The organism is Jeotgalicoccus sp. ATCC 8456 (assembly GCF_016313225.1).
Taxonomy (GTDB): Bacteria; Bacillota; Bacilli; order Staphylococcales; family Salinicoccaceae; genus Jeotgalicoccus; species Jeotgalicoccus marinus.
Map to the genome: position 1 here is coordinate 602,638 of NZ_CP066224.1, position 12,373 is coordinate 615,010.

At 34.6% G+C, this 12,373-nt stretch carries 15 protein-coding genes; 4 read left to right on the forward strand and 11 right to left on the reverse strand.

Translation table 11 applies throughout. From position 1 onward, the window contains the following. Nucleotides 1-6 precede the first annotated feature (6 nt). A complete protein-coding gene (locus JEM45_RS03150; protein ID WP_198687754.1) occupies nucleotides 7-585 on the forward strand; it encodes a pyridoxamine 5'-phosphate oxidase family protein in 579 nt (192 codons plus the stop codon). A 13-nt stretch (nucleotides 586-598) separates the two neighbouring features. On the opposite strand, the gene JEM45_RS03155 is transcribed toward JEM45_RS03150, so the two are convergent. From JEM45_RS03155 to JEM45_RS03165, 3 genes are all read right to left on the reverse strand, one after another. After that, on the reverse strand, nucleotides 599-1,321 hold the full coding sequence (locus tag JEM45_RS03155; protein WP_198687755.1) for a tyrosine-protein phosphatase: 723 nt from the start codon (nucleotides 1,319-1,321) through the stop codon (nucleotides 599-601). 125 nt (nucleotides 1,322-1,446) lie between these two features. Continuing rightward, complete coding sequence (locus JEM45_RS03160) at nucleotides 1,447-3,060, reverse strand: amidohydrolase (RefSeq protein WP_198687756.1); 1,614 nt, start codon at nucleotides 3,058-3,060, stop codon at nucleotides 1,447-1,449. An 11-nt stretch (nucleotides 3,061-3,071) separates the two neighbouring features. Next, the gene (locus JEM45_RS03165) at nucleotides 3,072-4,316 is read right to left on the reverse strand and encodes a sodium:solute symporter family protein (protein WP_198687957.1); all 1,245 of its coding nucleotides are present in this window, start codon (nucleotides 4,314-4,316) and stop codon (nucleotides 3,072-3,074) included. Between the two features lie 204 nt (nucleotides 4,317-4,520). On the opposite strand from JEM45_RS03165, the gene JEM45_RS03170 reads away from it, so the two are divergent. The 3 genes from JEM45_RS03170 to JEM45_RS03180 are packed head-to-tail and all read left to right on the forward strand — an operon-like array spanning nucleotide 4,521 to nucleotide 6,822. Further along, nucleotides 4,521-5,240, forward strand: a complete 720-nt coding sequence (locus JEM45_RS03170) for a DDE-type integrase/transposase/recombinase (RefSeq protein ID WP_198687757.1) — start codon at nucleotides 4,521-4,523, stop codon at nucleotides 5,238-5,240. Between the two features lie 20 nt (nucleotides 5,241-5,260). Continuing rightward, on the forward strand, nucleotides 5,261-6,082 hold the full coding sequence (locus JEM45_RS03175) for a Mu transposase domain-containing protein (RefSeq protein WP_198687758.1): 822 nt from the start codon (nucleotides 5,261-5,263) through the stop codon (nucleotides 6,080-6,082). After that, on the forward strand, nucleotides 6,082-6,822 hold the full coding sequence (locus tag JEM45_RS03180; RefSeq protein WP_198687759.1) for an ATP-binding protein: 741 nt from the start codon (nucleotides 6,082-6,084) through the stop codon (nucleotides 6,820-6,822). The genes JEM45_RS03175 and JEM45_RS03180 overlap by 1 nt, the downstream gene beginning before the upstream one ends. 84 nt (nucleotides 6,823-6,906) lie before the next feature. Here JEM45_RS03180 and JEM45_RS03185 read toward each other — a convergent pair whose 3' ends face one another. The 8 genes from JEM45_RS03185 to JEM45_RS03220 all read right to left on the reverse strand — a co-directional run bounded on the left by JEM45_RS03185 (nucleotide 6,907) and on the right by JEM45_RS03220 (nucleotide 12,284). Beyond that, entirely contained in the window at nucleotides 6,907-7,128 is a 222-nt protein-coding gene (locus tag JEM45_RS03185) for a hypothetical protein (protein ID WP_235678909.1), read from the reverse strand. Between the two features lie 108 nt (nucleotides 7,129-7,236). Next, nucleotides 7,237-8,664, reverse strand: a complete 1,428-nt coding sequence (locus tag JEM45_RS03190) for a TcaA NTF2-like domain-containing protein (protein ID WP_198687760.1) — start codon at nucleotides 8,662-8,664, stop codon at nucleotides 7,237-7,239. 16 nt (nucleotides 8,665-8,680) lie between these two features. Next, nucleotides 8,681-9,361, reverse strand: a complete 681-nt coding sequence (locus JEM45_RS03195) for a zinc ribbon domain-containing protein (RefSeq protein ID WP_198687761.1) — start codon at nucleotides 9,359-9,361, stop codon at nucleotides 8,681-8,683. A 163-nt stretch (nucleotides 9,362-9,524) separates the two neighbouring features. After that, complete coding sequence (locus tag JEM45_RS03200) at nucleotides 9,525-10,193, reverse strand: hypothetical protein (RefSeq protein ID WP_198687762.1); 669 nt, start codon at nucleotides 10,191-10,193, stop codon at nucleotides 9,525-9,527. Between the two features lie 57 nt (nucleotides 10,194-10,250). Then, complete coding sequence (locus tag JEM45_RS03205) at nucleotides 10,251-10,772, reverse strand: YdcF family protein (RefSeq protein WP_198687763.1); 522 nt, start codon at nucleotides 10,770-10,772, stop codon at nucleotides 10,251-10,253. Between the two features lie 116 nt (nucleotides 10,773-10,888). Continuing rightward, nucleotides 10,889-11,257 carry a hypothetical protein gene (locus JEM45_RS03210; protein WP_198687764.1) on the reverse strand — a complete coding sequence of 123 codons (369 nt, stop codon included), beginning with the start codon at nucleotides 11,255-11,257 and terminating at the stop codon, nucleotides 10,889-10,891. A gap of 54 nt (nucleotides 11,258-11,311) precedes the next feature. Then, complete coding sequence (locus JEM45_RS03215; protein WP_198687765.1) at nucleotides 11,312-11,905, reverse strand: YdcF family protein; 594 nt, start codon at nucleotides 11,903-11,905, stop codon at nucleotides 11,312-11,314. Beyond that, nucleotides 11,898-12,284, reverse strand: a complete 387-nt coding sequence (locus JEM45_RS03220; RefSeq protein WP_198687766.1) for a hypothetical protein — start codon at nucleotides 12,282-12,284, stop codon at nucleotides 11,898-11,900. Before JEM45_RS03220 ends, JEM45_RS03215 begins: the two co-directional genes overlap by 8 nt. Between the last annotated feature and the right edge of the window lie 89 nt (nucleotides 12,285-12,373).

Genomic DNA, 12,373 nt, shown 5'->3' on the forward strand with positions numbered 1-12,373 from the left:
AATTATATGTCACAAGGAGAACGTGAGTTACAAGAAAAATTTGGTACAAAACGACGTGCAACGGCTTTTTATGATAATCAAATGATTGATTATATTAATGAGCAGATGAAGGATTTTATAAATAAACAGCAATTTATGTTTGTCTCTACAAGTGATAGACATGGAAATTGTGATTCAACTTTTAGATCAGGACAAAAAGGTTTTGTCTATGTGATTGATGATTATAGATTGATGTATCCGGAATATAGAGGCAATGGTGTCATGGCATCCTTAGGTAATATCAGTGAAAACCCGCATATCGGCTTGTTGTTAATAGACTTTTTAGAAGACCAAGTGGGCTTACATATAAACGGCGGTGCAAAAATCGTTGAAAACAGTGAACTCGAATTTATTTTACAAGATAAAGATCTCGTCGGGCGTTTGGAAGACATGCATCAAGGTAAAGCTGAACGCTGGGTGGTCGTCACTGTAGATGAAGCATATATTCACTGTTCTAAGCATATTCCAGAGCTAAGAGAAGTGAGTCATGAAGAACAGACTCAGAAAAATAGTGGGAATTACTTTAAAGTGAAAAAGGAAAAGTAGAAGTAGACTAGCTTTAGTCTACTTCTACTTTTTTACTCATTAATACTATTTCTGCCTGTTTTTTCATTTCTTCTACATATGAAATTCCAAGTTGTTCCTCAATAATGTCATAGGCTTGTTTTAGCCTAAATGGTCTGACTTCAGCATGATGTGCATCACTTGACACGATATGAATGTCACCATTTTCTATCATGTCTAAAGCTATTGTTTGAAGTTCTGTCCCAAGATCTCCACAAACTGATGCAGCTGTAACTTGTGCAATGGCACCGTCATTGATTAATTTCCTTAAAATGTGACGTTGTTCTACTAAAGGTTGACAACGTTCTGGATGGGCAATAATAGGTGTCAGATTTAGTTGTCTTAGCTTTTCAAAAATTGCTTCAATATCTTCTTTTAACTCTGTAAAGGAGAATTCTACGAGTACATACTTTCCATTTGCTAGTGTAATTGCTTCTCCATTGACTAATTCACTAATAATATCATCATTGATTCTAATTTCCTGACCTGGGTGTACGGTAATATTGATGTTATTATCATCTATAATATTTTTTACTTCTGATAATTTTTCATATACAACGGATGATGGTGTAATGTGTGCTGGACTGTGATGATGTGGCGTACAGATAATATCTGTAATGCCTAGTGATTGTGCTTGTAATAATAAATCTAAAGTCTCATCTTTTGATCTTGGTCCGTCATCCACATTGATTAATAAGTGATTATGAATATCTATCATATAAAGTCACTCCATCTCTATTATTTACACCTTAATTATAACTTCAATAAGTATAAGTTTGAAATAAACCCCCTTAATTTAACCGAATCCTTACAATAGAAAAAGCTAGGTCTATGACCTAGCTTTTATTTTTCATATACTGTTTTACCATTCACAATCGTACGATTCACTAATGAATCAGATAACTGAGTTTTCTCATCGTATGGGTTCTCTGTTAATACGACAAAATCTGCATACTTCCCTACTTCTATAGATCCTTCTAAATCATCTGTTTGATTTAGCCTAGCAGCATCTATTGTCATCTTTTTGTAGGCTTCAACTCTCGTAAGTTTCTGTGTATTTCCTAATGTTTCACCGCTTCTTGTTTTTCTTTCTACTGCAAACCTAATTGAATCTAGTGGAGAAATATCAGTGACTGGACAATCTGAGTGTATTGTAAAGATCATTCCCTCATCTTCTGCCCAGCGTACAGGTTCTTGGTTAATTACTCTATCCGGACCTAAAAATGTATTTTTGTGCACATCACCGAAGTAATAAAGGTGGTTGATGAAGAAAGAACCACCAATATTGTTTTTTGTCATTTCTTGAATATCTTCTAAGGAAGCAATTTGTAAGTGTTCTACACGATGCATTTGCTTAGTTTTTTTATAATTACTTGTATTGATATAGGCTTTAATAACATCTTCTCCTGCCTTGTCACCATTTGCATGAGTGATAAGTGGATAGCCTAATTTTTGGAAGTGAATGAAAAGTTTTTCTAACTCTTCAAGTGTAAACTGGGTGTCTGCTGACGGTGTGCCATCATAATATGGTTCTCTTAAGCTTGCAGTATGGAGTTGGATGCTGCCATCATTAAAGAATTTAGCCCCAGCTAATGTAGAGAATCCGTTACTTAAGGTCTCTAATTTTACTCGTATTGAATCAGCTGTTTCATTTTCAAACATTGGATCATTAAGTAATAGCTTATAATCAATCGCAAATCGAATTCTAAAATCTTGTTCTTCCTTGTCTTCAAGATATTTTAAAGATGCTTTATAATCGTTTATACCATTTAATAGACTGACACACATCTCCGTCGCACTCGTAATGCCTCTACTTTGATAGTCATAGACCCCACCTTTAATATCCTCAGCCAAATCCCCTGCAGATATATCTGGTAAAACTGCCTTAACCTTATCAAGTGCAGGAAATTCAAATAATACACCGTTGATTTGACCATTTTCATCTCGTTCAAATGATCCACCTTTAGGGTCTGGTGCATCTAAATCTAATTTCATAATTTCTAAGGCTTTTGTGTTTACTGTTCCCATATGTGCTGAACTATGTTGAATATAAATGGGTATCTCTGTTGATACTTTGTCTAAATCAAAACGGTTTGGGTGGCGTCCTTCTTGAAGTTCAAATTCATTATAGCCATACCCCCTCAACCATCCATCTCTTAAAATTTCATCTTTTTGTTCCTTAAATTTCTCAATAATCTCTTCAATACTTTTAGTATTTTCAGGTGAACAATTTAATTGTCTTCTAAAGTTTGAATACATCACCAAATGACTATGCGTATCTATAAAACCTGGTGAAAGAAATTGCCCTTGTAAATCTAAATCTTTATCTTCAACTATCAGATCAGTCTGTTCATTTATAGCATTAATTTTTCCATCACTAATAATAACAGTTGCTAACTGTACAGAACCATCTTCAACGTTTAGTACATTGGCATTAGTAATCTTTTTAATACTCATTTAGTTCTCCCCTATTTGTAATCTTCTAATTTATACTTGTATGCTGCTTTTGGAATCTCACTCTTGTCATGTTTGGTTAATAAACTCACTCCAACTACTAAAATCAATGATAATGAATAACCGACCAGTGCCTGGTCAAAAGGTAGCCCTAGATATGGATAGATTATTACAATAATCAGTGATCCAACCATACTGATCAGTACACCTTTCTTAGTGACTCTAGACCAAAACATGATTGCTAGGAATGGGAATACCAACATGACACCATTTACCATGAGTGCCCAGCGGTAGGCGTCATTAATGTTCGTAATAAAGAAAGCAACGACGAGGCCTAAGAGCGTCATAATCGCAACTGATATTCTGGATATCAGTAATAGTTTCTTGTTTGAAGCTTTAGGATTGATCAATACTTGGTATAAATCTCTTGTTAGGTTACTTGCACCTTGTAGATTAAATGAAGTTGCACCTGTCATTAAAGCTGCAAGCAGTGCCACAAAAACAATTGCTGCAATAGGTGTAGGTAACAATTCATTTGTTACAAAGGAGAATACTAAATCTTGTTGCATATTTAAATCAACAAATTGTCTTGCAGATACACCAATTAAGAATGGTAAGAAAGATATGACCATAACAATGATGTGCCCAGTAACTCCTGCTTTTAAAGCTGTCTCTTCATCTTTAGCCGCAAATATTCTTTGCCAAGTTGACTGCCATACTAAATAGAATGGACCAACTGAAAGTGCATATAATAATGTATCTGTTACACCATCTGCACTGATTGGACTAAGAAATTCCCAAGATGTATTTGCAAACAGTTCACTAAAGCCACCGACGTGCATAACAACTGTAATGGCTAATACAATTAAACCAATTAATATTAATATCGACTGCATCGCGTCTGTAATAATCGTTGCAGGTAAGCCTCCTAAAATTGAAAATATTAAAATAAGAATAGTACCCACAATAAGTCCAGTTGATTGATCCCAGCCTAAAGTGATGTTAAATACTGTTGACATACCAATGAGTTGTAAACCTAGTGTAGGAACTGAATAGATAATTGCAGATAAAATCGATGGAATGATTCCAGCTCGACCACCAAATCTTGCAGTAAATAAATCAGCTAATGTAAAAAGTTTTTGCCTTCTTAATGGTTTTGCGAAGAATATGACTAAAATCAAACTAAATATGTAGGCAACCATAGCAAATTTAACGTAACCAGATAAGCCGACTGTAAAGCCTAATCCTACCCAACCAATGAATACTGATTATTTCGCGAGTTGAAGTCCATCAATACGCAATTGGAGTCCACCAATTCATGACAAAGAGTCCACGTGATTATTTTTTGAATACGCAGTTCAAGTCCATTGATTCGCATAAAGAGTCCGCCCAGGTCTTCTTTTCGGTATATTTAATTAGAAAGCTTATGCTTTCTAATTAAATGAAAAGGAGGCCTATTTTTAATGGCTAGAAAAATTCCAGCAAAGTTAATTCTGGAGTATCGGGCGATGGGGTTATCCAGAAACCTCATCTCAAAAACGAAGAAAGTGGGACGCAGCTCTGTGAGTGATGTCTTCAAACGTGCCGATGAATTGGGATTAACTGCAGAGGATGTTGAATCTTTATCAGAAGTTGAGGTGTACCATAAGCTGTTCCCTGAACGCCATCAATCAGAGACCCTGTATGATGTGCCGGAGTATGCGTATATTCACAAGGAATTGAAACGGGTGGGTGTCACGTTGAAGCTACTATGGCAGGAGTACAAAGATCAGTGCCAGGCGAAAGGAACCATCGCAATGGGGTACACCAAATTTTGTGAAGGCTACCAGGCACATATCCTCAGTTATAAGCTCACGAATCATTTGAAACATAAACCAGGAATCACAACTGAGGTCGATTGGAGTGGCAGTACAATGACGGTCATCGATCGTGCGAGCGGAGAGATTTTAACGGCATACTTATTTGTCGGTACACTGCCTTACAGTCAGTATACCTACGTCGAGGCGACATTTAATCAAAAAAGTGAGACATGGTTACAGTGTCACGTGAATATGTATCGTTTTTTTGGTGGTTCGACTGTTCGGCTCATTTGCGACAATTTAAAGACGGGTGTGATTCATCACCCGAAAGAGGGGACATCGTACTCAACGCACAGTATGAGGCACTGGGTGAACACTATTTAACAGCGATCATGCCGGCCCCTGTGAGAAAACCAAAGCGGAAAGCATCGGTTGAAAGCAATGTCGGTAAAATTGCGATGTCGGTCATTGCGCCACTCAGAAATCAGTCCTTCTTTTCTCTAGATGAACTGTCCGGTGCCATCAATGCACAGTTGACTGCCTTCAATGCGCAAGCATTTCAAAAACGGACCGGCAGCCGTTATGACATTTTTCAACAGGAAGAAGTCTCAGCCCTGAGACCCTTGCCTGAATTTCCGTATGAAGTTGCCGAGTGGGTCTACGGAAGAAAAGTAAATTTAGACTGCCATATCCAATATAAGAATAACTACTATTCATGCCCATATCAATATGTACGCAAAGCCGTCAATTTTAAAATAACTAAACAACGATTGGATATTTACCACCAAGATCAACGAATTGCGAGCCATCGTCGGTTCGGTTTGTATCAGAAATATCAATGGGCCACCTTGCCGGAACATTTACCCGAACAGTTCAATCAACCGGAATGGGATGATGTCAGGATGAAACAATGGGCACAATCTATTGGTCCTTACACTCATTCTGTTGTCGACCGTATCTTCGATAGCGTCACGTTAAAAGAACAGGCCTATCGTTCAATACTGTCTGTACTCAATCTGTCAAAAAAGTATTCAAAACATGACCTGGAGGCTGCATGTGGACTGGCACTGACAAAGTTGCACACTCCCCGATACAAACAGTTGAAGACAATACTGTCTTCTGGTGTGCTGAATCAGGAGAGTGAAACGACAGAACACACAAACACACATACACAATCTCAACAAGGTTATATCAGAGGTGCTGACTATTATGGAGGGAATGAATAATGTTGAACAATGACACAAGAAGAAAACTCAGAGAATTGAATTTAGAAGAAATGATCCAGCTGATTGATCAACAACAGAAACAGGCGCATACACTGCACCAAACATTTGAAGAACGATTTGAATCGATTGTCGATTATGTCCATCAAGAGAAGTACAATAAGAAAGTCCATGGATTAATCCGACGCGCAAAGTTCCGGATCCCCAATGCGGATGTGTCCAGCATTTACTATGAACAGAGAAACATCAACCGCAGTCAATTTCAGGAACTCAGTACTTGCCAATTCATCGAACATAATATGAATGTGATATTTGCAGGCTTCACAGGCTCTGGAAAAACGTATTGTGCATGTGCATTAGGTAAAGAAGCATGTAAACTTGGCATCCGAACCAAGTATATTCGCCTCCCAGATTTACTCGTTGAACGGGATGAAGCCTCACTCATACCCAAAGGTGTACCTAAACTTTTGAACAAATATGCGAATTTTGACTTACTCATTTTAGATGAGTGGTTACTGGATAATTTGAATGAAGAGGAAATCCATTTTATATTTGAACTCACGGAACGTCGCTATGATAACAGTTCGACCATGTACTGCACACAATTTATGAAAAAAGACTGGCATCAAAGACTCGGTGGGGGTGTCCACGCTGATGCGATGATGGACCGTATCGTTCATAATGCGGTTTGGTTTGATACGGAAGATAAGAACATCAGAGAATTTGAAGCAAAAATGAATTGATGAATGATGGGGCTGGGACAAAAGTCCTGACCCCACTTTTTAAGTGGACTCCACTTGCGTGTTACCGGACTCCAATTGAATATCTTAGGACCCCACTCTGTGAAAAGGTGGGCTTATTAATGCGAAATAATCAAATACAGCTGCACCAGCGTTTGTACTGATAATCGTTCCTGTAATTTTCCAAAATCCTGTTGACCAAGAGGATATCATGTAATCCTCATATGTTTTAATCTTGTAGAAATAATAGCAGGCAATACCAAACATTGCCCCGAAGTATAAAATGAATAACGTAATGTACCAGTACATTATTTTCCCCCATGTTTTAAAGATGAATACTATTATAGCTTAGTTTTAAATATAATGAAAATTCAGTATGATTAAATCAAATTAAAAAGCTAGGTCAAATGACCTAGCTTAAATATCTCTGAAATCTACAATAGTAAATGTTAATGCTTCAGGATCATACTCAAGTGTATAGACTGTCTTAAATGATTGTGATTCACTTAGAGCATCATATTCTCTTTCTGTGTTAGCTGTTAAAGTTATGAAATTGTCTTCACGTTGATAGTTCGTCGTACTGATATTATAGATAAACATTCCTTCAAATGTTCCACTACTTATATTATTAGATAGTGTATTATATGCGCCGCTTCCTTCTTCAATATAATCTTCAACTTCATTAATATCCTCATAAAGGTACATTGTTTCAAGTGCATATAAATAGTTTTCGACAAAAAGTTTTGCATTATCTTCTAAGTTTTCTTCAAAATCTTTTCGGGCATTTTCTTTCATTTCTTCATTCATTTGCTCATCTGCTACTTCTCTAATTTCGTCTTGATCGTGTTCTAATTCTAATCTTGCTACAGGTTCCAAAGTACCATTAGTCTGATATTCAAAGTTTATTTCCGCATCTTCTGAATTAAGGACTTGAGGATCTGATGTAAGTTGTTTTCCACCTGCATTTACAATTGTTTCTATACTTATTTCATCACCATATTTAAATGGTCCAATTGTAACTTCATACTGACTAAAATCTGCTGGTGTATCTTCTCCATTTACTTTAATCGCAATATCATCAAAATCTACGTCTAAACTAGAATATGAAATATTCTCTGTTAAATTTATATTGAAGTAGCCTGGGTTGAATGAAATATGTTCACTATCTGTTAAATCGACCTGCATAGTCTCACTATAATCAGTGTCATCAATTCTAGAAATACCCTCAAAACTGTAGATACCTGGTATGAGGTCCATTACCTTATCTGTTGTACCATTCCATCTTCTTTCTTTCTCATTATAATCATATGTAAATTCATCAATATTGTAGTCTTCATAACTATAAACAGATACTTTTGGAATTTCTATATCATAATTTTTAAATAGAAGGTACTGTTTGTCATTTTCCTCAACTGTCAGTAGAGTATTCATTCCATCTGATATTTCGTCATATACCAAATTATCAGCAGATTCCTTTAATGAGTTTAGGTCTTCAATAATAGAATCTTTTCCACCTGATTCATTAATATACTGAAAATATGCTTCTGCATCAACCTCAGTAATTTCATTATCGATATTTTCTACTAGTAATGCTGGATCTTCCCCCTCGACAGCCTGGCTGATATTGTCCAGCTGATTTTTAGGTGAAAGTATTTGACTAAATACTACTAGAGCAATGGTTATAAGTAATACTAGAATAACTGCACCAAATATTATTGATTTACTTTTCTTTGACATCCCTCTTTTAATTGATTCAGTTCTTTTACCTTCTATACTATGACCACAATTCGTACAAACTGTAGTCCCTTCTCTTAATTCATGTCCACAATTACTGCAATATTTCATTATCTCTCTCCTAATCTTATAAATTAAATGCATTAGTAAATATTTGATTAATCCAATAGTTATAAATTAAATGTGTAACAACTCCTACTATAACGATGTGTATGATTAATACATAGAAAGAATCAAATTTTTCTGATGTAGTATTTTGAGTCTTATAGATATAATACGTCCCAATACTAAGACTCATTAAGGCAAAAATATTAAATGTTAATGGTATGTATGAAACATTTAAAATAGATAAAACGAGTGATACTGTAAAAGCTACTAAAGCAATTACAGACAAACTCAAATAGCTTTTAAATAAATCTTTAAAATCAATTGATTTACTAGATGAAATATATGATGTTAAGAGTAGTGCAAAAAGGTATAAAACCAATATTCCTACATATATAAAAACTGCTCTTAAAAATATCCCAAGGCTAGTACCGAAGTTAAGGTAAAATCCTTCAAGATATACAAATGATAGAAATCCGATTAATAAGATTAATATCCCAACAGTCGTTAACATTGTATATATATTAAATAGTCTTGGTGTTTCAATGACTTTTGATGGTGTCTTCACAAAAGTTGATGTATAAGAACCAACTTTAAGTTTCGGATTTGTTTGAGTGTGAGTTTCAGAACCTAAATGAAGACCACAGTGACCACAAAATTTATCACTCTCTAATACTTCTTTCTTACAATTTGGACACAGCATTTAATATCCTGCCTTTCTAATTAATTTGCAAATATTTTACAATATGTAATATATAAACTAATACATATATTATATAACAATTTCTTCAAAGTTATTACATTTTTAATTAGTTTTCTAATTAAATTCACAAATTAAAAAGACCACCCTAAGGTGGCCATTTATCTTATACTAACTGATCTAAATAAACGTTGTCATAAAATGATAGTGTAAACATTGCATAGAACGATACAAGCGGTGTTTGTACTTTTTGTTTCTTCCATGTGTTTTCGAATGCATTGTCGATCATGTAGTTCAATACAGTATTATAATATGTTTCATCATAAATCTTATCTAAGATGTGTGTATTTGAATCAAATAATTCTGTAATAACTGCTTGAACTGTTTCAGTTATATCCCCTGCATTCTTTTCAATGCTCTGTAAGAATGGTTCAATACTCTTGTTATAAGAGATAATTGCATCTCTTGTGTCTTTATTCACTTTCTCTAACTCATCTGGAAGTATGAGTGGGTAGAAGTCGATATCTGAGTTTTCTAAAGTGAACTTCGCAACTGTTTCAGCTTCTGAAGGATACTGTGGTGTATTGTCATTCACATATATGCCGTGTGTACTTTGCATTAAGGATAACTTTAATAAATCCATTTTAATGAATGAACGTATAATTTCTACGACTGATAGATGGTTGAATCCTTCTTCTTTAAAGAATTCTTGAACATCCTCGAAGTGTTTTGTTTCATTAGCGACCATTTCTGGTAAGCGTGTTGCTCTGTAATTGAATGATCTAAAATCTTCTAGTTGCTTTAAATATTCTTTGGTTTCTTTATAGCTCTTCATGTAATCCCCTATTCTAATATTTCTTATTAGTCTAGTTTAACATATCAGCTACTATTTTTACTGGTAGGTTAACCGGGATTTTGTTCTATATTTACTCTTACTATATAATAATTTATCTTTTGTAAAGAATTTGTAGTTTCTCATGAGGTATAAGCCTAATTTCACGACTTCAGAAGCATATTCTATAAAAGTCGTATCATGATGTACACCAACAAATTTAAATTTATCGTTATATTTGAATCTATCTTTAAAAATCATTTTTGTTCTGAATATGTGATACTGACTTGTTACAACAATAACATGACCATAATTTAATCTTTTTAAGATTTCTTCTATTTCAATCGCGTTATTGTATGTTGTTGTTGAATAGTATTCGGTTAAAATATGTCTTTCATCGATGAAATCATAGTTTGAATTTAATAAATCGATCTGACCTCTGAGTTCGTTTTGGTCATTAAATGAAGTAATCAGAATGTGTGCGTCTCCTCTGTCAAAACATTGGTATAAATCTGCGACTGCTTTGAATCTACGATAATCACCGTCAAGGTATACAATTAATGTTTTGTTTTCAAAAGACATATTTACACCCTTTCTTCATTCTTAAATTAAGCTTAACAAGGGCATATTTAGATTGAATTTAAAGTCAGTTAAGAACATGTAAAAAACCTCCAATCAATGTTGTTTGGAGGTACTTGTTATTCAGCTTCAGTTAAACTGATTGTATCTTCATTGTATTGGTTAAAGCTGACATGGATAGAATCTGCCTCTTCAACTGTATCTAGTGTCATTGGTGGATCATCACTGTATTGAATCGTTTCAATAAACTCTTCTCCATTAAAATATGAAACATAACTGGATCTGTTAATTTCATATGTAGTTGCAGGGTCGTAATCAATCGATTCAGTGGTCATCATTTCTTCGTTTTCTACCGCTTCACCGTCATAGCCCATCCAACTGCCTTCAGTAAGTGAACCTGTGTCAATTAAATTCCCATCACTGTTGCCACATGCTGTTAAGAATACAATACCGAATAGTAAACTCATAAAAGACATTCTTTTTTTCATATAAATCCCCTTTTCTGAAGAATTTAATGTAATCGTATCATAAATAGATAACTTTTAACCGAAGAATTTATATAAACCAAATCGATATCCCCAAACCTTAATTGATTCAGAAAGCCAATGTCTTATAGCATCCTCCCTATCAATCCAGATATCACCTTCCAAGTTGCCTGCTGCAATGTAAGTAAACGATTTGCTCCCATCATTTAATCTATCAAAGATAATTTTTGCACGTTTTACATGATAGTCGCTTGTCACAATCATAGCTAATTCAAAATCATTTTCATCCATAATCTCAATTGTCCTTTGTGCATTTGTATATGTGCTGGTAGATTCTGAATCAACTATAATATCTTCTTCTTCGATTCCATAGTGTCTGGCAATATTCGTTAGTTCCTCCGTGTTATAACGATCACCAACGGGTGTAACAATCACCTTTTCTGCATAACTAGACTCATATAAATCTGCAGCCCTTTTCATCCTGCCCTGATCGCCGCCACCAAGTACAACAATAACATCACTGTCTTCTGGTTTCTCCGAATCATTATGAATGAAACTTTCTACAATTACTCCAACCATTATTAAGGTCAGAATAATAGTTAATGGAATAGCGATTTTTGGTTTGGTCATTGCTCTTAAGAGCTTATTCATTATGTTCCACCAGCTTTATACCATTAATATTTTCTTTGTTAAAACTAAGTATGATTCCATCTGCTTCTTCCATCATCTCTATTTCCTGAGGGGTATCTTCGTGAAGAATCGTCCCTAGAAATTCATCTCCATTGAAATAAGAGATGTAGGCGTCTGTGTCTAGTTCATATGTGTTCTCTGTATCAATAGGAATATATTGGGATTGATTCATCGTTTTATTATTTTCAGAAGTTCCCTCATAATTTATCCAGCGGTCCTCTATGATATTTACCTTATTTATTAGATTATTATTCGAAGAATTAGAAGAAACAATCCCATCGCAAGCTGATAAGAAAAATAGTATGACGACTAATAAGCTTGTTATTCTATAAAAATTCATATATTTACCCTCCATGGGATTTTCATATGAATCATACAATTTAATATACCTTTATATCAAAAATTATGTTATTTAATTAAATTTTAATA